The 22,199-nt window shown below is 43.0% G+C and carries 21 protein-coding genes, 1 tRNA gene and 1 pseudogene; 6 read left to right on the top strand and 17 right to left on the bottom strand.

Features of this window, described 5'->3' with window-relative positions:
• Nucleotides 1–910: 910 nt before the first annotated feature.
• From LRY47_RS13090 to LRY47_RS13060, 7 genes are all read right to left on the bottom strand, one after another.
• On the bottom strand, nt 911–1,858 hold the full coding sequence (locus LRY47_RS13090; protein ID WP_295226161.1) for a clostripain-related cysteine peptidase: 948 nt from the start codon (nt 1,856–1,858) through the stop codon (nt 911–913).
• Between the two features lie 67 nt (nt 1,859–1,925).
• Nucleotides 1,926–2,342: a hypothetical protein gene (locus LRY47_RS13085; protein ID WP_295226158.1), complete on the bottom strand. Its 417-nt coding sequence runs from the start codon at nt 2,340–2,342 to the stop codon at nt 1,926–1,928.
• Nucleotides 2,339–3,751 carry a pyruvate kinase gene (gene pyk / locus LRY47_RS13080; RefSeq protein ID WP_295226157.1) on the bottom strand — a complete coding sequence of 471 codons (1,413 nt, stop codon included), beginning with the start codon at nt 3,749–3,751 and terminating at the stop codon, nt 2,339–2,341. The genes LRY47_RS13085 and pyk overlap by 4 nt, the downstream gene beginning before the upstream one ends.
• A gap of 59 nt (nt 3,752–3,810) precedes the next feature.
• Nucleotides 3,811–4,551 (bottom strand): HesA/MoeB/ThiF family protein, encoded by a 741-nt coding sequence (locus tag LRY47_RS13075; protein WP_295226155.1) that lies wholly within the window; start codon nt 4,549–4,551, stop codon nt 3,811–3,813.
• Nucleotides 4,552–4,642: 91 nt separating this feature from the next.
• On the bottom strand, nt 4,643–5,563 hold the full coding sequence (locus LRY47_RS13070; protein ID WP_295226153.1) for an MFS transporter: 921 nt from the start codon (nt 5,561–5,563) through the stop codon (nt 4,643–4,645).
• Between the two features lie 434 nt (nt 5,564–5,997).
• Nucleotides 5,998–6,558: a hypothetical protein gene (locus tag LRY47_RS13065; RefSeq protein ID WP_295226152.1), complete on the bottom strand. Its 561-nt coding sequence runs from the start codon at nt 6,556–6,558 to the stop codon at nt 5,998–6,000.
• 180 nt (nt 6,559–6,738) lie between these two features.
• A complete protein-coding gene (locus LRY47_RS13060) occupies nt 6,739–8,250 on the bottom strand; it encodes an FAD-dependent oxidoreductase (RefSeq protein WP_295226150.1) in 1,512 nt (503 codons plus the stop codon).
• A gap of 107 nt (nt 8,251–8,357) precedes the next feature.
• Here LRY47_RS13060 and LRY47_RS13055 point away from each other — a divergent pair, with 107 nt between their 5' ends.
• The 4 genes from LRY47_RS13055 to LRY47_RS13040 all read left to right on the top strand — a co-directional run bounded on the left by LRY47_RS13055 (nt 8,358) and on the right by LRY47_RS13040 (nt 12,398).
• A complete protein-coding gene (locus LRY47_RS13055; protein ID WP_295226149.1) occupies nt 8,358–8,753 on the top strand; it encodes a cytochrome c3 family protein in 396 nt (131 codons plus the stop codon).
• Nucleotides 8,754–9,053: 300 nt separating this feature from the next.
• Entirely contained in the window at nt 9,054–9,962 is a 909-nt protein-coding gene (locus LRY47_RS13050; RefSeq protein WP_295226147.1) for a transporter, read from the top strand.
• Between the two features lie 227 nt (nt 9,963–10,189).
• Complete coding sequence (locus LRY47_RS13045) at nt 10,190–11,884, top strand: FAD-dependent oxidoreductase (RefSeq protein ID WP_295226145.1); 1,695 nt, start codon at nt 10,190–10,192, stop codon at nt 11,882–11,884.
• Nucleotides 11,885–11,897: 13 nt separating this feature from the next.
• Nucleotides 11,898–12,398, top strand: coding sequence for a cytochrome c3 family protein (locus tag LRY47_RS13040; protein ID WP_295226143.1), 501 nt, complete (start codon nt 11,898–11,900; stop codon nt 12,396–12,398).
• 128 nt (nt 12,399–12,526) lie between these two features.
• Here the strand turns inward: LRY47_RS13040 and LRY47_RS13035 are convergent, their stop codons facing one another.
• The 3 genes and pseudogenes from LRY47_RS13035 to LRY47_RS13030 form a co-directional block, all read right to left on the bottom strand.
• Nucleotides 12,527–14,143, bottom strand: a complete 1,617-nt coding sequence (locus LRY47_RS13035) for a sigma 54-interacting transcriptional regulator (protein ID WP_295226141.1) — start codon at nt 14,141–14,143, stop codon at nt 12,527–12,529.
• Nucleotides 14,144–14,372: 229 nt separating this feature from the next.
• The gene (locus tag LRY47_RS14210) at nt 14,373–14,651 is read right to left on the bottom strand and encodes a restriction endonuclease (protein ID WP_366043845.1); all 279 of its coding nucleotides are present in this window, start codon (nt 14,649–14,651) and stop codon (nt 14,373–14,375) included.
• A 49-nt stretch (nt 14,652–14,700) separates the two neighbouring features.
• Nucleotides 14,701–15,285, bottom strand: a pseudogene (locus LRY47_RS13030) (winged helix-turn-helix domain-containing protein); the annotation flags it as partial.
• A gap of 87 nt (nt 15,286–15,372) precedes the next feature.
• On the opposite strand from LRY47_RS13030, the gene LRY47_RS13025 reads away from it, so the two are divergent.
• Nucleotides 15,373–15,519: a hypothetical protein gene (locus LRY47_RS13025; RefSeq protein ID WP_295226138.1), complete on the top strand. Its 147-nt coding sequence runs from the start codon at nt 15,373–15,375 to the stop codon at nt 15,517–15,519.
• Between the two features lie 18 nt (nt 15,520–15,537).
• On the opposite strand, the gene LRY47_RS13020 is transcribed toward LRY47_RS13025, so the two are convergent.
• From LRY47_RS13020 to LRY47_RS12995, 6 genes are all read right to left on the bottom strand, one after another.
• Nucleotides 15,538–15,623 (bottom strand) — tRNA-Leu (locus tag LRY47_RS13020).
• An 86-nt stretch (nt 15,624–15,709) separates the two neighbouring features.
• Nucleotides 15,710–17,575, bottom strand: coding sequence for a cation-translocating P-type ATPase (locus tag LRY47_RS13015; RefSeq protein ID WP_295226136.1), 1,866 nt, complete (start codon nt 17,573–17,575; stop codon nt 15,710–15,712).
• Between the two features lie 7 nt (nt 17,576–17,582).
• On the bottom strand, nt 17,583–17,858 hold the full coding sequence (locus tag LRY47_RS13010) for a metal-sensing transcriptional repressor (RefSeq protein ID WP_295226134.1): 276 nt from the start codon (nt 17,856–17,858) through the stop codon (nt 17,583–17,585).
• Nucleotides 17,859–18,007: 149 nt separating this feature from the next.
• Entirely contained in the window at nt 18,008–19,162 is a 1,155-nt protein-coding gene (locus tag LRY47_RS13005) for an SH3 domain-containing protein (protein ID WP_295226132.1), read from the bottom strand.
• A gap of 92 nt (nt 19,163–19,254) precedes the next feature.
• Complete coding sequence (locus LRY47_RS13000) at nt 19,255–20,088, bottom strand: PhnD/SsuA/transferrin family substrate-binding protein (protein ID WP_295226130.1); 834 nt, start codon at nt 20,086–20,088, stop codon at nt 19,255–19,257.
• Entirely contained in the window at nt 20,043–20,462 is a 420-nt protein-coding gene (locus LRY47_RS12995) for a CoA-binding protein (RefSeq protein ID WP_295226128.1), read from the bottom strand. Before LRY47_RS12995 ends, LRY47_RS13000 begins: the two co-directional genes overlap by 46 nt.
• 42 nt (nt 20,463–20,504) lie before the next feature.
• On the opposite strand from LRY47_RS12995, the gene LRY47_RS12990 reads away from it, so the two are divergent.
• Entirely contained in the window at nt 20,505–20,789 is a 285-nt protein-coding gene (locus LRY47_RS12990; RefSeq protein ID WP_295226126.1) for a flagellar basal body rod C-terminal domain-containing protein, read from the top strand.
• Here the strand turns inward: LRY47_RS12990 and LRY47_RS12985 are convergent.
• Nucleotides 20,770–21,861, bottom strand: coding sequence for a HAMP domain-containing sensor histidine kinase (locus tag LRY47_RS12985; RefSeq protein WP_295226124.1), 1,092 nt, complete (start codon nt 21,859–21,861; stop codon nt 20,770–20,772). The genes LRY47_RS12990 and LRY47_RS12985 overlap by 20 nt on opposite strands.
• Nucleotides 21,862–22,199: the final 338 nt, after the last annotated feature.

Raw genomic sequence — 22,199 nt, 5'->3', positions numbered from 1 at the left:
TACAAAATAAATTAATGCAATAGTCGATTCTTAGTTGATTTTTTTTAAAACACCGATTCAAACAGTTTTCAAAAATCGCAGAGGGATAGTTTTTGTTTTTTTCTGTTTTCAGATAAATTCATATCTTTTAAATATGTAATCATTGAAATATGTTTAATGACAACTGTTTTGCTCCTGTTTTTCTGGCTGTATTTTTTTTAGTAATACTATTAAAATGTTAGTATGAATTGCATGTGTTCATAATAAATTGTTTAAAAAAATATTTAAAAATCCACATGTCTCTTGAAATAGAACTTTGTTATACATGATATTTTGACGTTACATGCATTTTTACCATATTTATCCTCTGAAAAGGTTCTGACGCTCAAAATTATGGTATACCGTATACAGTATCCATTGGTTTTCGGCTTAGATTCTAAGGCAGTGAATCAAAGGCAGTGTTTTTATAATGCCGTCTGTTTTTTAAGGCTTATAAATTAAGCTTATATCCTGTTCATCCCAACGGATGCAGGGAGCATGTCAGCTGACCTCATCCTCAGAGCCAGCGCCACAGTGAGCGCTTTCGTTGCTATGCTCAGCATTTCCCGGAGGTTGAATGTCCTTTCAATCCGTACTGAAACCATGTCTCTTACTGATTCAAATTGCCAGAGAGATCTCGGATCGTCAGACGACAAAGGATAGATTGTATAGTCCGTGCGCCGACAGGTTCCGCCCCCCGTCTCCCATGTTTTTAGGCACTGCTTGTGGAAGAGGTAATCGAAAACAAGCTGTAGATCCGAATCAGTTATATCCGCGCAATGTTGTATTACACTTCCGCCGATCTGAATTGTGTTGTGTTTGTTTATCATGAACTTAATATCGGACTTTAATGTTAAAAATCAATGAATAAATTGTACTGAATCTGTCTTATTTAATAAAGTCTGAGGATATCAGCCCACTCTGTGCCGAGATTGTTTTGTTTCAGAAAAAGCCTGTATCCGTAAAGTGTCTGATTAAGAATAGTGCGCCTGACCGGAAAGAAAACTCCCACGCCTTTCAATGATGCATTTCTGCTGTAAGTCTCTATGAACAGGTCTTTATGTTCAACTTTCAGAGCGTTGAGAAGTCCGTTAAAATCACCGCTTATGCCGAACAGAGTAACTGCACTTTCCGGCAGATTATTGTAGGGGCGCACGCTCAGTTTCCTTATTCTGTCGCGGAATAGACCGACTGTTTGGTTAAGCGGTTCTCCTGTGTCCGCAATGAAGACTGTGAGGGGCTGATCGCTGTTTTCATATGATTTTCTGTAACCGTTCAGATATGCTCTTGCTGCATTTTTTGGTGGAACCTCTGCATGTCGGACAAAATAGTCTATGAAAACGGCATAATCGTTTCCCTTTGCAGGAACCGTTGTGGATGCCGAAACGATATACTTTGCAGTGTCCTTAAGCACCAGCAGGCTCTCAATACTGCCCATATAGCACATGTCGAGACCCAGTACGTCGGGTTCGATACCTTTGAGCGCCTCGCGTATCTGGAGCGCGTTTAAAGACCCTTTATCATTCATATAGGGCGGTACGCCGTGTGCAGTTATGGAATAGAAATATCTGTCTGACTGGTAGTTTTTCCGTACATAAGAAAAGAAGGCTTTCAGTGTGTCAGTGCTGTATGTTTCTGTTGAAATCCCTTTTATATCAATGAATCCGTCGCAGTCTGAAACGTAGGTGATGTCTTTGAGATTTGAAACGTCATCACTGTTCTTTTTCCGGTCGTGCAGAAAGATTATTTTTGTGTTCTTGGGTCTGTTCCGGCATATCTCCTGAACGTTCTCCTGCTGTTCGTGATAGAAATTTATCCCGTCCGCAAGATAGAAAGCCAATGTCCAGCTTTCAGCGGCATTGGCAGCGTAGAATAACGAAAAAAGAATAACGACCGTCAGAAAAGGTTTAATCTGCGGTGTCCTGCGTGTTCGTGTTCTGTCTGTGTTCGTCCAGAGCGTTATGCCCTGCAGCTGTGAGTATCAAAGCAACGCAAAGCAGGAATATTTTCATATAGACCATCGGTTTAAAGTTATGAGCGCGCAGTTTTTTAAGCCGCAGCGCAATACCTGTCAGCGCGGTTGCCGCAATTATCAGAACACCCGCAACAAGTATCAGCGGGCGCTTATCTGTTGTGAAAAAATGCACCAGAAGTACGGCGAACAGTGCCGGAGTCAGGTAAAAATGAATTTTTACCAGCAATGGACGCTTGATATTTACGATCCCTTTTATCTGGGCATACTGAAAGGCAGCCATGCCCATCACCACAAGGCACACTAAAAGCGTGACCGCCAGGGAACCTGTTATGTCGTGCAGTTCTCTCATATTTCAAATACCTTCACCATATTTGTTGAGCCGCGTACACCGAGGGGTGTTCCGGCTGTGATAACGATTCTGTCTCCGGATTTTGCAAGACCTTTTGCCACTGCAAATTCGGCAGCGTTCGCAAAAAGTTCGTCGAGATCTGAAAATCCGCCGCAATGTCCGGGAATAACGCCCCAGAACATATTAAGCTTGCGGAATGTGCTTTCGTTTGGGGTAAGCCCCAGGATAGGACATACCGGACGAAAACGCGCTACGGAAGAGACTGTGAAGCCAGATTCAGTATACGCCACTATTGCTTTTGCGCCAAGGTCTTTCGCAAGCCAGCTTGCGGAGCGCCCGACAGCCCATGAAACGGATTTTGTGTGCGTGTCCTCTGACGGGCTGTTTACGCCCATTTCATAGTTGATGTGGCTTTCCGTAGCTTCCGCCAGTTTGTTCATGACGTTGACTGCTTCAACGGGGTAAGCGCCGGATGCTGTCTCTTCGGAGAGCATTATGCCGCATGTTCCGTCGAACATGGCGTTTGCAACGTCGGTACATTCCGCGCGGGTGGGGCGGAAGTTGTCCACCATGCTTTTAAGCATCTGTGTGGCGGTTATGATTATCTTACCCTCTTTGCGGGCTTTTTTGATTATCTGCTTCTGAACCACAGGCACTTCATAAAGGGGCATTTCCACACCGAGGTCGCCGCGGGCAACCATTATACCGTCGACCATTGGGAGTATCTCGTCCAGATTTTGCACTGCCTGCGGTTTTTCTATTTTTGCGATGAGCAGGGGAGAGCTGCTCTGCTTTGCCAGTATCGAACGTATCTTAACAAGGTCTGCCGCGCCGCGAACGAATGACAGCGCGACGGCGTCCACGCCTTTTTCAAGTCCGAACATCAGGTCGGCACGGTCTTTTTCTGTGAATGCAACTATGCTGAGGTTGGTTGAAGGCATGTTAACGCCCTTTTTGGTGTATGCGGTGCCGCCGTTCATAATACGGCAGGTAACTATATGTCCTTCTATAGCCTCAACTGTAAGTTCCATTGCGCCATCGGCAAGGAGAACTCTGTCGCCGACGTTCAGGTCTTCGGCAAGATTGGGGTATTGTACCGGTATGATTTCGCCTTCCGCATGTCCTTCCGATGCAAGTTGACATGTCTTGCCTGATTTAAGCTCAATTCCCTCTTCGGGCAGGATGCCAAGCCGTATTTTAGGGCCGCAGAGGTCTTGCAAAATGGTTATTGATGTGCCTTTTTTGTTCGCCAGTTCGCGGATGGTATCTATCATCTCACCGTGGGATTCATGTGTCCCGTGGGAGAAGTTAAGGCGGGCAACGTTAAGCCCCGCATCTATAAGCTGTGAAAGTGTTTCCTTGTCTCCGGAAGAGGGTCCTATGGTTGCGACGATCTTTGTTTTTCTCACGTTTGTTCCTCCAAATAAATCATACCATAAGGATAATGGATACGGAGGAATTTACAACCTTATTTGTGTGAACATACGGGGCATGCAGGGTTGCGCTTGAGCGTTGGCATAACTGTGCGCATTTTCATGAAGTCTATGTGCATCATACGCCCGTTGAGCGGTTCACCGTGTCCTGTGAGTATCTTGATCATTTCAACCGCCGCCAGACAGCCTATCGTTCCTGAAACAGCGCCGAGGACGCCGAATCCCAACTCTTTCCAGTCCTTGTCATTTTCAGGCATGTTGCATGCGAGACAGGCTGTTTTATGGGGTACCACTGTGAAAAGATATCCGTACATGTCGTCCATTGCCGCCTCGACCATAGGAATGTTCAGGTCAACACATGCCTTGTTCATGGCGAGACGCTCGGGGAAGTTCGGGCGGGCGGACATTGCTATGTCACATCCTCTGATCAGTTCTTTTGCCTTTGACTTTGATTCGTCCAGACGGACGTTGTGCATCTCCAGTCTCATGTCCGGATTTATCTTTATCAGGTTTTCATATGCTATTTCAATGCGGGGTTCACCCACACGGTTGATATCCATGAGCAGCTGACGGTTCATGTTGGTTTCGGTGAGGTTTCCATAGTGGGATATGATGAGCCTGCCGATGCCTGCACTGGCGAGATACGCCGCAGTCGCTCCGCCAAGCCCGCCGATGCCGCCCACAAAGACCGATGCATTTTTCAGCTTCTCCTGCTTTTCAGGTGTAAAGTCCTTCATCATCATCTGGCGTCTGTAGCGTTCGTTGTAATCGTGCATGGCGAAACCTCCCTTTCGGGTCAGTGTATTACCATGAATTTTGGTTGGCAAGTGGGAATAACGGTTTGGAGGATAACATTATCAAAGGTTCTTATTCTTTTGATACAAACCATTTTGTTACAAAGAAGAATGTTTTGGTATTAAGGAAGAGAATAAATGAGCACATGGAAACCAGACCAATGATGCCTGAGTTCACAAATATATCTTTTATAGGCACATACTTGGTTAATATTGAACAGAAAAAGGCGCCAACAGCATACCCGATACCCATGACGCTGTTAAGTCTTCCAACGGCTTCAACCGATGTGTTAGGAGACACATTGTTCAAAAGCAGTGTCACACTTGAAGGCTGAGACATGGCGCTGAAAAAACCACAGAAAGCTGTGAAAATTATTGCATCATTGAACGAGTCTATTAACGGAAAAAGAAGATACGCCGTTGATGTCATTATTCCGCCGATAAAGACAAATAACCCGTTGGTCTCTTTGTCTGCAAGATCACCCATAGGTTTAAGAAAAATACTCATCATTGTAGCAGGGATGGCGAGAATAATCCCGACTTTTAATGAGCTCAAATGTGTTTCATTTACAAGGAAAATAGGAAAGAAAATGGTCATACATGCCAGCATTACGGATTTACCCATTATAAAAAAATAAAGAGAATATTCCGCCTTTGAGATACTTTCATCTGAATAGACCGGATTCTCATTTACGAAATTATATTTATCGTTAATTATAAAATATTTATTTATGGCAATAGCGATGGCGCACAGAATACATAAAGCTATAAAAAGCCACCTGAAACCAAGAATGTCTTTTATCAGACCGCCTAAACACGGTCCGACTGCAAGTGCGGCATAGAATGAAATATCAAATATGCCGAACGACCTGCCTTTATCTAAGCTGTGTGAATTTACTTTTGAATCAAGCATTCCGTATATCACAGGTCTGAAAGATGCACATGCGATTCCCTGAATGATCCGCAATACGATGATAACGTACAATCCCTGCATGAATAAAAAAAAATACTGCTACCAGGCTGTAAAGAGCCAGACTGAAAAACAGAACAGACTTTAATCCGTATCTTTCAACTGCCATTCCTATAAAACGACTGAATATTATCTTAGACAATTGATAAGATGCTGCGGAAGCACCGAGAAGAATTGCCGTTGCGCCGATGCCACTGTAGTAAATGGAAAAAAAAGCATCAGACATGCAGAAACCGAGATTTATGCAAAAATTTATCAGAAAAACAGCAATGAACCATTCTTTAAAATTAACTGTTTTCATTGCCCATGAATCCAGTCTATCCCCTTACGGACTTCGCAGGAGCTGAAATGGTAAACACCATATTCTTTGTATATGAGATTTTTTTTAGTGAAATTATTGATAAGTCTATCAATTGTTATCAGGCTGACATACAGGAGACCGGACAGTATCTCACGGTTTACCTTAAAAGGTATGGTGAACCATTTTTTTTGATATCAATGTTGAAGTGCAAAGCAATAGCTCCCATGAGTATCCAGAATTTGTCTTCCGCAGGCAAAGTCAGCATTGCCAGCATAGATGTTATTTCGGATCTCATGCAATATCCGCAATAGGTCATGAAAGAGTTATAAGCTTTATTATTTTTGCTGAAATAGCGATCAAGCTGTTTGAATGGGACAGCTATAGCCTCTGAATTACATAATGCTGTGGTTCTCAGAGGAGGCTGGTGTTTAACAAGATATCTTGCATAGCCGCATATTGTGCAAGGGATGCATATGTTTGATATTAAAAACGGTTTACTCAGCTCATGGTAAGTTGTCAGGCTTACGAGTAATCCTGAGGTGAGAAAGATGACTTTCTGGGAACTTTCATATTCGGACGTTATGATCTCGTGTTTTTCATATTTTGAAGGTTTTCCTTCGCTCTGAATGAATGATATAAAGTCATAATCTTCAAAAACGGGTGACAACCACGGCAATATGCTGGTGCTTGAATTATTAGTTGCGTCAGAGATAAGCATTTCACCCTCCATTACTTATATGACGTTTTGCATGGCAATTAATGTGCCATTTGTAAATAATTGTTGAGCAAAGGATTGTTTTGAGATGATTTCTATAAAAGAGAATTATTTTATATTTTCTGGAATTTTCATGGTTTAGAAACGGAGCCGAACTACACGGCTCCGTTCTTTGATGTTGGGTTATTTGTAGTTATCTGCAATATAGCTTATGGATAATCTGCCTCCGTTGATTGCCCATGAACTTGCTGTTCCTTCGGCTATGTGCATATCGTAAGAATCGCTGTAAAGACCGCCGGCGTCCTGTCCGATAGCAAAAAGTCCGGGAATTGCTTTTCCGTTAGTATTTATAACCTGAAAGTTTGAATTAACTTTTGCTCCACCTGTGGTTGAATACATGCGCAGACTGCCTTTCAGAGCATAATATGGCGCTTTATCCACCGCGCGCAGCCATTTGGGGTCTTTGTAGAACTGGCTGTCATATTTTGCTTCGGTCATTTTGTTCATGTTTGCAGCAGTAGCTTTGAGAACTTCAGGATCCATTCCTGTCATTTTGGCAAGTTCGTTTAGCGAATTTGCTTTAAACGCCCACCCTTGTTTGATACCATCTGCCAGCATACTATCAAAATTTTCTATTTTTTCCATTCTCTCAACAACGCCGAAATAACCTCTGATCAGACCGGTATTTTCCCAGAGTTTCTTGGTGTTTTCGTCAAATACAGCAAAACCTTCTCCGCCTACGCCTTCAAAAGCGTTTGAAATGTATTCAAGAGATTGGGTTTCATCAACAACTCTGTTACCTTGCAGGGATGTGAAAAGATATGGCTGATTAAGAGCCGCAATCATTTTGACATATTTGGCACCTCTGTGGAATTGCTGGTCTGTGGAGACACCTTGAAGCCAAAGACCTGCCTGCATCACAACGTTCATGTTGACCAGCTTGGCTCCTGCTGCCTCCATCATTCTTATACCGTCGCCTTCACGTCCGGCAGCGCCGGCATACTGATAACCTGCATAAGGAAGATATTTTTTGATCATTTCCTTGTTGCAGGGGAATCCGCCAGTGGCAACAATAACTGCCTTTGCGTTAACGGTGACTTTTTCGCCGTCAGCGTTTTCAGCAATCACACCGACAACTGTGCCATTTTTTATGATGAGTTGTTTGGCGGGGGTCTCTGTCAGTATTGTACCGCCGTTGTCTTTGATCTGCTGTGCGAAAGCTTTGATCAGAGATGAACCGTGTCCGCCTTCAAACATGTGCCATGTTCTGTTTCCGTCGATAAAAGCTGTCGTTACTTTTTCAAAGTGAATACCATGCTGTTCAAGCCATCTTATTGTATAAGGTGTTTGTTTAAGCCACGCATTAAGAACATCAGGATCAATGCGCCAGTGGTGAAAATTCATGACAGTTTTAAACTGCTTCTCAGGGTTGATACCGATATTTTCTCTGATCTGCATATCACTGCCCACTGCGAAAGTACCCTCCATGTAGTTGCCTGAACCGCCGATGCCGGGCATCTTTTCAAGAATGATAACTTTCATCCCCTTTTCCAGAGCAGCTACTCCGGCTGTCATGCCGCCTGCGCCTGCACCAATAACAACAACGTCTGTGTTGTAAACTTTATCCGCGTAAGCATATGCGGATACAAGGATAAAAAGAAACGTAAAGACAAATGATAAGCCAATTTTCCTCATTTTAACCTCCCTGGTATTTGAAAACCTTGAGTGCAGAATAAAAGCAAACAAATGGAATAAATACCATCATATGATGGTTTTTTTAACTAGTTAAGCTGTTAAAAAAATTGAAATTGAAAGAAGGAGCAGCTTTTATGATGTTTCAGAGAAAACGGGTTGTATTTATTTTCTCAGCCGTCTTTATTGTCTTTTCTTTTAGTGTCTATGCGCAGAATACCATCAACCCTAAACACTCAGATGCTGGGTTGACCTGCAAAGATTGCCATGCCACAGGTACCCCTGATAAAAAAGCGCCGGCATCGACTTGTAAATCTTGTCATTCTAAAGAAGATTTAACCAAAGTTGTTTTGTTTGAAGATGAGACCGGAAAAAAACAAAACATCAATCCGCATGATGCCCATGCGGGCGATCTGCGTTGTACGTTGTGCCATAGTATCCACGGAAAATCTAATCTGTATTGCAATACCGGATGCCATCATACTTTTAAATATGATGTACCTTAATCTGCTCGTTTCATATTCCACCTGTCCTTTTCCTTCTTGGGCGTATTTAATACGCCCTTTCTTTTTGTTTAACATATCATATTACAACCATTTACTTTCTTATTTTAAATAACCAGATCCAATCGGTCTTTTGTTTTAAACATTCTCATAAATAGAAATGTTTCTATTTTTTGGAAGATATTCATAAAAAGGAATAAAGAGTTTCTTTCTTTATGGTGTTGTTAAATAAAGATAATTTCCTTTTTTCGTTCTGTGGCACCGACGTTGCTTAACGTTATTATCAATTTTTCGGAGGTTTATATGAATCTTTGTTTTTTTGTAAGAAAGCTTGGAGCAATTCTTTTTCTTTTTGCAGCTCTGGTATTTCTTCTTTCAGTTAACACTGCCCATGCGCAGAACTATGGTGTCGGATCTGAAGGTATCAAGGGTGCTACCTTGCCAGGTCCCGGATATTATTATGTCATGTACAACCAGCTTTATTCGGCTGACAAAGTTACTGACAAAGACGGAGATGAAATTCATAACGGCTTTGATCTCACCACAGTTGCCAACGTACACCGTTTTGTCTGGATCACGGACAAAAAGATACTCGGAGCCGATTACGGAATGAATCTGATAGTTCCGCTTGTTAATGTTGACATAGAAATGTCAGACCTTGGCGTAGATGAATCCAGTTTTGGGCTTGGCGACATCAACTTAGAACCTTTTGTTCTGGGTTGGCATGGACCTCAGTATGATTATGTATTCGGGCTTTCGATGTATTTCCCAACAGGCTCCTATGACAAAAATGACCCTTCTTCAACGGGTAAAGACCACTACGATATTATGCTTTCGACCGGAGGAACTTATTATCCGGATGCCGCTAAAAAGTGGAGTGTGTCTGTTCTTACCAGATATGAGAAGCACCTTAAAAACAGAGATCTTGATGTCACTTATGGTGATGACTTCAGTCTTGACTGGGGTGTCGGTAAAGTTGTGGGACTTTTTGATGTCGGAGTGTCCGGTTATGCTCACTGGCAGATTACTGCGGATGACGGTGATGATGCCACATCAAACGATAAGGATAGCATTATGGGAATTGGTCCTGAAGTGAACTACGCAATTCCGTCAATAAAATCTCAGGTAAAAGTGAAATTTTATAAGGAATTTAACGCAAAAGATACCACCGAAGGAAACGCTTTGTGGGTTACATTCGCTAAAGCGTTTTAAATTTAGTCCTCCATGTGATGAAAAGAGGGGCGTGAAATGCCCCTCTGAATATTGTTCTCAAAGTTAGAAAGGTATTCCAATTTTTAGAAAAAAGCGGTTGGGTTCATTTGTGTAAGTCTTTATATATTAGATATTTATCCTCATATCGCAAATGGCACCAGCATTGCTTTTTACTTTAACAGTATCCGGACAGTTACATCCGGATAACAAAATAAGGAGAAGTAGCAATGGACGAAAAGAAAAAAGGTACAATTTCCAGACGTGACTTTCTCAGAGGGAGTATGATAGGCGCTGCTGCCGCAATATCTGTAGCAGCCGTTCCTTCTGTTAGTGAGGCTTACCCGAAAGCTCCTCATGATCCCAGAAAATGGAGTTGGGAAGCACCTGCAAAACCTATTTCCAAGTCAGATATTAAAAAAACAGTTAACACTGATGTTCTGGTTATCGGAGCCGGTCTTTCCGGTATAGTTGCGGCATTATCTGCAGCGGAATGCGGAGCCAGCGTTCAGGTCGTTGATAAAAATGCGACATGGGCGGCAAGAGGCGGACACATTACAGCTTTTGGCAGCAAAGTTCAGAAAAAAATGGGTATCGAGAACGATCACCGTCAGATAATCCGTGACTGGATCGCTTGGGCTCAGGGACGCGTTGAAGAAAGTCTTCTTTGGGAATTCGGCAGGAAAAGTGGCGCATGTATGGACTGGACAGTTGATATAGCCGCTAAACATGGTCTTGAAGTAGCTATGTGGGACGGATATTACAAAGGACCGGATTATACCGAATATCCTGTTACGCATTTCTTTTATAAAAAAGGCGGTAATGCTGCATATGTGAACGGCGTTGCAACTGAAGCCGGAAATATTGTTCTTGTGCCTGCATTGGAGAGTGAAGCAAAATCCAAAGGCGTCGTTTTCAACTATAAAACTCCGGCAGTGCGTATTCTCAAAGACGCGTCCGGTAAAGCATCCGGTGTTATTGCCGGAAGAGCAGGTAAGTACACTCAATTTAACGCAAAAAGTGTAATTATTGCTACCGGTGACTATGCATCCAATCTGGAAATGAGAGAATGTTTCGCTCCTTTCACACTTCTTGCAGATGCTCAGATATATTTCCCTAATAAGTGTAACACAGGTGACGGTCTTGTTATGGCTATGCAGGCTGGCGGCGCAATGCAGAGACATGATCCCCATGCTGCTGTTATCCACCTTGAGGCAGGAGCCGGAAGCTATGGTTTCCTTCACGTTAACGCCTTGGGTGAAAGATTTAAAAATGAAGACGTCAACACCCAATCCAAAAGCTGTACCAAAGAACTTGAACCAGGCGGTATCGCTTGGACAGTTTATGACAAATACGGTATTGATCAGGTTAAACAACAGCTTGATGCAGGATTGGCAGGCGGTCTTTTCTATGGTCAGACATTCCAGAAGTGGGGATCAGGTTTTGATGTTGAGATGGAAAAATCCATTCAGCAACAACATATCAAGGATGGAAAAATTCTTGTGGCTGACTCTATAGAGGAACTTGCGCGCAAAATGAATGTTCCGGCTGATAAATTTAAGGCTACAATCGCCCGCTACAACGAACTCTATAAAATGCAGGACGACCCTGACTATGGTAAGAGAAAAGAGCTTCTTACCCCAATTGGGACGCCTCCTTTTTATGCAGGTAAACTGATAAGCACTATTCTGACCATGTGCGGCGGTCTGCGTACTGATACCAGCCTTCAGGTTCTGACTGAACAGGGAGAGCCCATCAAAAATCTTTATGTTGTCGGTTCTGCACAGGGCGAATTCTTTGCCAATGACTATCCTACCATTTGCCCCGGTATCGGTCACGGTCGTTGCATAACTTTCGGCAGAATGGCAGGGATACTCGCAGCCGGAGAAGACCCAGACGTACTTATTCCTTCGATAAAAATATAATTTTATGAGGACTATGATGAAGATTACCTGTGTTTTATTATTGTTATCTATTCTTTTCTGTGGTCTTACGACATGGGCGGGGTCACCTTCCGATGATGGCTGCATAAAAAAATGTCACATTATCAAACCATATGTTAAGAACTCAGATAATCCTAATCTGCTTGTTTCAAAACATAAAGCTCAAGGGCTTGGCTGTGAAAGCTGCCATGAACGTGATGCCGCAACAGTTAAGGAAGAAGAAAAAAGATATAAGAGTAAAGACTACTCAGATCCAATTGAGCAAAGGCAGTACGAAGCTGAATTCTGTTTGAAATGCCATGAGAGCTATCAGGCAGTTGCTGAAAGAACAAGTCATCTCAAAGAGGAATGGGGACGTAACCCGCACGAATCACACCTCGGAGAAATTGACTGTTCCGAGTGTCATAAAATGCATGGACCATCTAAATTTGTCTGTGCCGAATGTCACACAGCAAACTGGAAAGAACGTCTGCCGCAAGGTTGGGTCACAGAGTAGACCGTAAACGTTAGGGGAGCAACGGAGGGGTGTTCCCCTTTAATTTTTTATGATTTTTGTTGATAAGTGTTGAGTATATTTGGAAAACACAAAAGCGGTCTGACAACATGTCACGACCGCTTTTTATTTTAAAGATCAATGTTGTAATCTTTAAGTTTTTTATACATTGTTGAAAGCCCGATCTTAAGTTTATCTGCTGTCGCCTGTTTATCATTGTTCATAACTTCCAGAGCAGCAAGAAGATATTGTTTTTCCATTTCCTGCATGGGGATAATACTGGAAGCAATAGTCGGAATGTGTGCCCTGTTCTGCAATTCAGATGGCAAATTATCTTTGCATATCCAGTTTTCATCTGAAAAAGCCACAGCTCTTTCTATTGCATTCTGAAGTTCTCTTACATTGCCGGGCCATTCGTAACCCATGATAGCTTTTGCCGCCTCAGAGTTTATTCCTGTAACCGTCTTATTCATTCTTTTTGAGGAAGCTTTTAAAAAAACATGTGCTAATGGCAGGATATCTTCCGGACGGTCGCGAAGAGGGGGGATATCAATTTCAATTACGCGCAGCCTGTAATAAAGGTCTTTTCTGAAGTTGCCGTCTGCAACCTCCTGCGTCAGATTTTTATTTGTTGCGGCTATGATGCGGACATCAATTTTTCTCGGTATATTGTCGCCTACACGTCTGATTTCTTTTTCCTGCAGAACTCTTAAAAGCTTTATCTGCATAGGAAGTGATGTTTCGCCTATTTCATCGAGAAAGAGAGTGCCTCCGTTTGCAGCTTCAAAAAGCCCCATGTGGTCTCTGTTGGCTCCTGTGAATGACCCTTTAACGTGACCGAAAAGCTCACTTTCCAGAAGAGTATCCGAGAATGCACCGCAGTTGACTGCTATAAAAGGCTTCTTTGACCTGGATGAATCATCATGTATGAATCTGGAGATAACTTCTTTACCGACGCCGCTTTCACCTGTCACAACAACGGATGAATCAACTTGCGATGATCGTTTTGCTATATCTATGATATTTTGCATTTTTTTACTGCGCGCAATGATTCCGTGGAAAAAGTCGTTGTTAAAGTCATATTTGCTTCTGCACTGTTTCAGCGATTCCTGTGTTTTGTGGAGTTTATCTGAAATTTCGTTCAAAAGCGCATTGGCAGAAGAGATTCCGTAAAAAGGTAGCTGTTCGGCTAATGTTGCTTCATCCCATTCGTCCTTGGGCTTTGACAACATTATGCAGTGAGGGTCACCTTTTCCAACACATTCAGTCTCGAAACAATAAGTTTCCATTCCGGTTCTCGATGATTCAAAACCGCTGGCAAAACCTGTGATGGTCCAGCAGATCGCCTCTTCGGCAATGCCAAAATGGAGCAGGTGTTGCTCTGCTTCATAAGAATTTATGAGCTCGCATTTGATTATAAAATTTCCGTTTGGCAGGTATTTTCTATCAATGTCAACTGTGCATGTTGCTCCATAAAGAAGGTGGTGTGAAGCTCCGGCACAAAGAACTTCAAGAGCTTCAGGGTCTTGCGCTCTGAGTGTCTCTCCGATCCTGTATCCATGGGCATACCCAAATCTGGTAAGTACATTTCTGGCGCCGAACACTCCGAACATTTCGATCAGCTCACGTCTGAGAAGTCCAAGCGTCATTGCATCAAACATGAGCAGTCTTTCCCCTGTGACACTCATGATTTTTTCTGTTTCTGTGAAGTCAATGTAATCACGTAAATCTATCTTATGGATTTTCATATTTCTGCCTCAAGTTATTGTACCATAAATAAAAAAAAATTCAATTTTGTGTGAGAAAAATGTGCATAATTCGGCATGTTTACAAGAAAATTTATCTTTTTAGTTCGGATATTTTTGAGTAGTTCGATGGTATTAAAAGACCGATATTTTCAGATGTAAAATTAAGTCATGGAATATTATTATGTCATCTTTATGGCAAGTGTGAATAACAAGGATAAAGGGAGAGTATTTAAATTACAAAATAGTCTGAGTTGATTTCTTTTATTTCGATTGTATCCACAGTGGATACCCCAACATTATATTTTATCATGAAAGAAGTCAGTTGTTTTCCATCTATAAGAATAATTTTTTGATTATTAAGTTTAGTTACAAATTCTTTTGCAGCATTAGAAAAATCGGATGTTGTTATAAAAATCCCTTTTGTTGCATTCTGGCCAGAAAGAGCACCTGAAAAATCCCTTACATCCGCAGGGGAAACAGGTTTTTTCCACCTTTTTTGCTTGGATATAAATTTTGTCTAAACCAAGGATATCCTCTTTTATTACACCATCAACTCCACCATCATTTGAACGACCTATGGCTAGGCCTGCGTCTTCAAAAGAACCTCCGTAGCCCATTGATAATAGTACGTCAATTACAATTTGCTCAAAATATGATGGTGAGCATTGCATAATATTATCAAGCAATTCTTTTGATAAAGTATTTTTTATGTTTTTTGCTATCTCTTGAAGTTGCTCAAGAGGTGTTTGCGTAGATTCTTTTTGAGAATCATTTTTTGAGGAATTACTGTTTGTTGAAGTAAAATCGACAAATTCTCTAAATTGAGATAATATTTGTTTATTTAATTCATTAATTGATTCATCAGCAAGTAGTTTTTTCCCTCTTTTGGTTATAACAAAAGAACCTCTTTCTGGATAACTTATTAGGCCAGCCATTTTGAGATATGTTTTTGCCCAAGCTGCCCTATATGCAAAAACAGTTCTGTGACTGTTTTGATTTGGCATTCTTACCGTACGTTCTTCTTCAGACACTTTCATTGACTGCGCAAGTTCATCTATTACATTGTTAAATATTCTTTCTCTTCCATCTTCTACTAATTTAAGCATGGGGTATAATATTTGATCATAACTAGGTATTGCCATAATTCACCAATTCGTTGATTTTTAGTAATATTATACCGGATATGAAAATTGTGCAATTCTTATGCCTTCGGTGGGGGGACTCGCTTTTTGTCTGCCTGCGTCGTGCAGTCAGCCAAAAAGACCAGCCTGCTCACTTCCGCCTACATCCTGTCGGCTCATCCTCCCTATCCGGTCGGCGTTCGCATCCGTTCGAGTCCCACCAAGGCAGAATACAAAAAAAGCCACACCCTTTAGGGTATGGCTTTTTTTGTATGCCGAGGGGGGGGACTCGAACCCCCACAGGATTAACTCCCACAGGTACCTGAAACCTGCGTGTCTACCAATTCCACCACCTCGGCTCTCACCGCTTCATCAGCGGTAAGGGGGTTTATACCGTTTTATGCAATTCTTGTCAAGCTACTTATTTCGTATCAACAATAAAAATTTATGCCGACCTGAACTTAAGAAGCACAGCCGAATTCAGTATAACCGCAACCGAACCCACGTTATGTACCAGAGCGCCCATAATTGGGTTCAGCGTGCCGTTCATTGCAAGGATTATCGCCGCGAAATTTAACAGCATTGAGAGCGTCAGATTCAGCTTTATAGTACCCATCGTGCGCTTTGCAAGCTTCATAAGATGTGGAATGTTTTTGATATCGTCGCCCACCAGCGCTATATCTGCCGCATCAACCGCGATATCGCTGCCTATGCCGCCCATTGCAACGCCGACGTGTGCCTTTTTAAGTGCGGGAGCATCGTTTATGCCGTCGCCTACCATGCACACCATATCGTTGTCTTTCTGGTATTTATCAATTGCCTCCATCTTGTCTTCCGGCAGACAATCAAATTTTACGTTATTTATGCCCGCCGTCCGCGCAATGAAGTTTGCGGCATGCATGTGGTCACCTGTCAGAAGTACACTTTCAACGTTGATTCCGCGCAGTTTGCGGACTATTTCCCTTGTTTCCGGTCTGATAACGTCTGAAAGGGCAACAAAACCGACCGCTTTGCCATCTTTTGCAACATAAATTACAGTGCAGCCCTCGTTTCTGTGTTTTGTCGCGTCATCAAGCATCTCTTCCGACAGTTCTACGCCATTTTCTGCCATCATGTCAGCATTTCCGGCAAAAATCTGCGAGCCTTCTATAACAGCCTTAACGCCTCTTCCTGCCTTAAGCGAAAACTCCTCCGGCTGGGGCAGGGCGTGTTCGGAAACTTTTTTATAATGTGTTGTAATTGCTTTGCCCAGCGGGTGTTCGGAGCGCTGTTCAGCCGCCGCAGTGAAACGGAGCAGTCCTTCGTCGCTCAGCCCTTCCTGATAGCTTTTGGCATATGTGACTTCCGGCTTGCCGAATGTCAGTGTTCCTGTTTTGTCAAAGGCTATTCTGGAAACCTTTGCGAGTCTCTCAAGTGCGTCGCCTTCGCGTACGAGTATGCCGTATTTGGTTGCGTTGCCGATGCCCGCCATAATGGCTGTGGGTGTTGCAAGCACGAGAGCACACGGACAGAAAACAACAAGAATGGTGACCGCGCGGATTATCTCGCCTGTGAAAAACCATGTTCCTGCCGCCGACACAAGGGCTATGACAACAATCCATGTCGCCCATCTGTCCGCCATTCCCACGATCTTTGCTTTGCCTGCGTCCGCAGATTCCACCAGCCTTATCATTCTCTGGATAGAGCTGTCCTCGCCGACCTTTACCGCCTGCATATCGAATGCGCCGAACTGGTTCACCGTACCGCTGAAAACCTCGTCTCCTTTGCTTTTGTCAACGGGAAGAGATTCACCGGTCATAACTGACTGGTCCACGGAGGTTTGACCGGAGATGATTGTCCCGTCGACGGCTATGGTTTCGCCCGCCAGAACGCGCAGAGTGTCGCCCACATGCACTTCTTCCGCCGGAATAACGTGTTCCTGACCGTCCCTTACGACCCTTGCCGTTCTTGGGGTCAGGTGAACGAGTTTTTCGATGCCGGCGCGTGCTTTCGCCACCGTGCGTTCCTCAAGCATAGCTCCCAGAGCCATGATGAAAGCTATCTCCCCTGCGGCAAAGATCTCCCCGATGATAACCGATGCCACGAGAGCCAGAGAAACCAGAACGTCCGCCTTTATATCAAATTCAGTTACCAGCCCGATGATGGCTCCTTTGATGATAGGCAGACCGCAAAGGATTATGGCAACCCATGCTATGTCCGGTCGGATGTCAACAATTTTGAAGAAACTGAGAATCAGAGATATGAAGGACAGTGCCAGAAAAAGCATTGTCCTTTTTTCGTCATCTTCAATAAAATCCTTAATAAATGCCATATGTTACTTACCCCATCCTTGAAAAATGTTCCACCGCCTTTGCAAAATCGTCGATTGTCTTTTCAGCGTCGCCGTGTTTGATTCCGTCGTAGACGCAGTGGTGAAGGTGTCCCTCCAGAACCATTTTGCCAACCTTGTGCAGGGCGCTTTTCGCGGCGTTTATCTGGATAAGGATGTCCTCGCAAGGAACGTCCTTTTCAACCATTTCGGAAATGCCTCTGAGCTGCCCTTCAATTTTTTTCAGTCTTGTCTGAACTTTAGGTATGTCGATACACTGACGCATATTGCCCTCCGCTAACATATACCCCATAGGGGTATGGGGTATATTTAAATTTATTGATATTGATTGTCAATATAAAACTTTAAAAAGGTATAAAAAAACCGCCCGATCGTTTCCGAAGGGCGGTTTTGAAGTTTGTGATGTTGTTATTGTCAGCGTTCGAGATACTCAGCGGCAACCCAGCCTTTTCCTGTGTCCACCCAGCCGTATTTGCGGTCGTATTCGCAGACGGTGTCGCCTTTGCTGTAGGTTTTGAGAACTTTTGAACCAGCATCCGGCTTTTTGCGGGCTTTCAGAGTGGCGGAGCCGACAGTGAAACATTTTACATCTTTGAGGTTGGCAAGGTTTACCCAGCCTTTGTCGCTTCTGCCCCAGTCGTCGTTTATCTCATAGAGGCATACTTTGTCGCCCCTGTCGAAATTGCCCACAAGCTTTGATTTTTTTGATGCGGTCTTTCTGATATTTGCTTTGCTGTATGAAACGTACATACATTTGATGATTTTGTCTTTAGGTGCTTCTTTTTCTGCTGTTTTTCCGCCGGAGGGTTTATCAGAGACATATTCAGTGCTGACCCAGCCTTCTGAGGTTCTTATCCATCCTTTCTGGCTTTCAAGAACTTCGATTTTTTCGTTTTTCTGGTATTGTCCGACAACATCTGCCCTCAGGTCTGCAAGGGAGCGTATATTCACTTTTGCGCCGGTAACATATTTATACTCAGCTTTCGGCTGATTTTTAGGTTTGACGGTCTCTATTGTTTTTGTGTTTTTTGATGTTTTCTGATTTCCAACCGGATTGTCGTAATTGTATTCCGTCATGCGGGTTTTTGTCTCTTCCTCTGCGGCGGCGGTTTTCTGTTCTGGCTTTGCGATGTCGTCAGGCATTTTTGCGGAGAGGAATTTTGTGTTTACCCATCCTTTGCCTGTATCAATCCATTCGCCGATGCGGTTTTCTTCGCAGATATAGCTACCTTTTTTATAGACTCCGGTTCTTTCTGAAAGAAAAGAAGGATTATTTCTGATATTCGTGACCTGAGAAGTTACATAATAACATTTTGTATCGGAAGAGGATGTCTTCTCTGTCTGCTGTTGTTTTTGGGGTTGTTTGGAGAATTTTGTATTATCCTGCCATTTGACAGGGTCTGCAACAGGAGCTGTTTCCTGAGTTTGCTGGCTTGCCGGAGTTTCTTTAAGACCTATACCTGTCTGTCCCAGAATACCCCTTACGTTATTTTTAGGTTGTTCGTCCGCAGAGGCGGAATTGACTATAAGAAATGCGGAAACTATTGCTGGAAATATATATTTTTTCATACGAACCTTTGTCTGTTTTAATGAATATGCATTATAACAGTATGGTCGCTTTTGTCCATATTTTTTTAAAAATGTTAAATATTATGTACTTTTTATGGAACAGGAAGGCTTTTGAACAGGTTTTTCCAGTCAAAATCAATGAGCGATAAGCTGTCTATTACTGATTCCCTGTTTTTCTCTTCATTACCGAACACCAGACATGAGCGGATGAGAAAAGATTTGTTTTTATCGTTGCGGATATAAAGGAACAGCCCCGGAACACTTTCTGTTTCTGCAATTGTACGAAAGGTTGATTTGTAAAGCGGGGGCAGGACGTTTTCATAGTCGGTATATTGAGTTGCTCCCGCGTCAGCTTTTTTCAGGAAAACCTGTGTGAATACGTCGTCCCAGCTCTCTGCGAAAAGACTGGCGAAAGGAGCGCCGTAAAGCATTTTGCGCATGTGGGAATAGGAGAGATAGTAGCCGCCTGTGGAGTATGAGGAAGAGAAAGCGACGGTTTTGTTTTTCAGATCGCTTATCCATTTAACCGGAGATTCTTTGAGAACAAAAATGCACGATTTAACGTATAGGCTGTTGTTTGCAGTAACCACCATATCAGGAATATTCTGATGATTTCTATGTATAATAGCCGACGGATATATGGAAAGGAGAGCCATATTTATGCGCCCTTTGGTCAGGGCATCTGCAGTTTCCTGCGGGCTGTCTGTTTCGACTATTTTATATCCGGAGTATTTTCCGCTGTGCATGATGAAATCTGCAAACGGGCGCAATTCATCCGTGCCTTTAAAATAATCGTTTTTCAGTATGCCGATTTTTAGTGTTTCGGCGTATGACAGACCGGCAGATAAAAAGAGAGCGGCGGCAAAAACCGCCGTCCGTATTATTTTCCTGCAAGCCCCAGACGCAGATATTCTTTGAATATGCATTCATCCTCTACATAGGGAATATTTGCGTAGGCTGCTATTTTTTTAGCCTCTTCAGATTCGACGCCTTCCTGAAGCCAGATGAGCTTTGCATTTTTTCCGGCTGCCTCGCGGACGACTTCTGCGGCAAATGCACTCTGGCGGAAGATATCCACGATATCAGGTTCAAAATCCAGTTCCTCCACACAGTCGACCGTGGGGATACCCAGAACCTCTTTTTCTATGGGGTTGACGGGAACGCATTTATAGCCGTTCTTCATCAGAAATTTCATTATTCCGTTGCTGGCGCGTTCGGGTTTATTTGATGCGCCCACTATCGCAACTGTTTTCGCGTTTGAAATAAGTTCCTTAAGCTGTTCATCTGTGAGATTGGTCATTGAAATCCTCCGATTTGAGTGTATTATAGCAGAAGGGAACATATGATACAAGGATTGTATAACAGCCTTAACGGCATGAATACACAGGTTGATGCTCTGGACAGAACGGCGAACAACGTTGCCAATATAAATACGCCCGGATATAAAACCGTTGAAACAGCCGCCGCTGACGAAAATATGGACAAGGTTGATATACAGTGGTCCGGTGTGGATGCCGGAAAAGAGATGACCGATATGCTTGTGGAAAAGCGTGCCTTCCAGTTTAACGTTGCCGCGTTGAAAGCTCAGGACGAGATGCTCGGAACAGTTATCGACCTGAAAGGCTGAGAGGCAGTTCTATATAAAATACCGTTCCTGTTTCCTCGGTGGAGCTGAAATAGATGGCTCCTTTCAGATACCTTTCGGTAAGAAGCCTCATGCTGTATGTACCAAGTCCCCTACCCATACCCTTGGTGGAGAATGAACGCTGAAAAATTGACGCCTTTGTTTCCTCTTTCATTACAGAATTGTTCTGGACGTAAATGATAAGTCTGTCGTTTGTAACCCTGCTTCCCATTATTACCGTGTCTTCTTCTCCCGATGCCTCGACAGCGTTTTTTGTCATGTTTGTAGTGACTCGTTTAAGGATGTTCTCGTCGGTGTTGATGATTGTTTCTTCCCTGTCGTTTTCTATAACGAAGGTTATGTTTTTGTCCGGTGTGGTCTCTTTGAAAAAGGAAGCAACTGAAACGAGTGCTTTCGTGATGTCGCATGGTTCCTCTCTGAGATCCAGCTCGTCTTTTTCCGCCAGCGCCAGCATATAGCTTGAGCGCAGTTCATTGTTCAGGCTGCTCATGGCGCCTGTCAGCAGAGGGGTTGTTTCTTTTATAGCCTCAATATCATCTTTTTTCGCATAACTGTCGATAAAATCGACTATTAGGGACAATCCGCCTGCAAGATTGTTTATGTCGTGGAAGAATATCTTTTCGAGAGCCTGCTTTCTGTTTTCTGAACTGGTGTCCAGTACGCAGAAAAGGGTAAATTCGTTCGCTTCGATGGTTATTCTGGAGGTGCTGACTTTAAGATCATAAGCAGTTCCGTTTTCTGCTGTGATGCGGCACTCTTCGATGTGTCTTTCCGTGTCGGTCAATGCGGCGGTTATCGCCTGATATGCTCCGCAATAACGGCAGAACTTTGTTGCTCCGCATACATCGGCGTTTTCAAGTGCGTTGACACATCTGAAAACATCGCCTGGTCTTAAACCTGTTGCGGGGTTAAGTTGATTATTTTCTGCAAAATCAGCAAATTGTCTGTTGAAAAAGACAATTCTGCGTTCATGGTCTAAAATAAACAGCATTTCATGCACCGTTTCTGAAACAGTGTAAAGAACCGGAAACTTGTCCTTCAACAGATTTGTCATATTCATGTTATACTTAAATTCGTCCATATTTTACCTATAAAGTATATTCTTTTTAACTGATGTTTGCATCTTTTTTTTCCAAAAATGGTGTATTGAATTAAAAAAGATTAACTGATACTATTTTCGTGCTTACCTCTTAATGAACAAAGACCTTTGAAAAATGTCATTGCTTCACAAAGGATGTTTGAGGCGTATTTCATATCATAGCATATGTTCGTTTCATATGCGTTGATGCAAATTGTTTAAAAGATTAACTTGAGTTAATCCGAATGATTTACGATTATAACTGTGTGCGCGGAGCGCATTTTATATTATAACAACGAAAACAGAGAGCGGAC

Source organism: Seleniivibrio sp., assembly GCF_021209385.1.
GTDB lineage: Bacteria > Chrysiogenota > Deferribacteres > Deferribacterales > Geovibrionaceae > Seleniivibrio.
The sequence above is the reverse complement of the archived record's forward strand: the minus strand, read 5'-3'. Positions and strand labels throughout refer to the sequence as shown.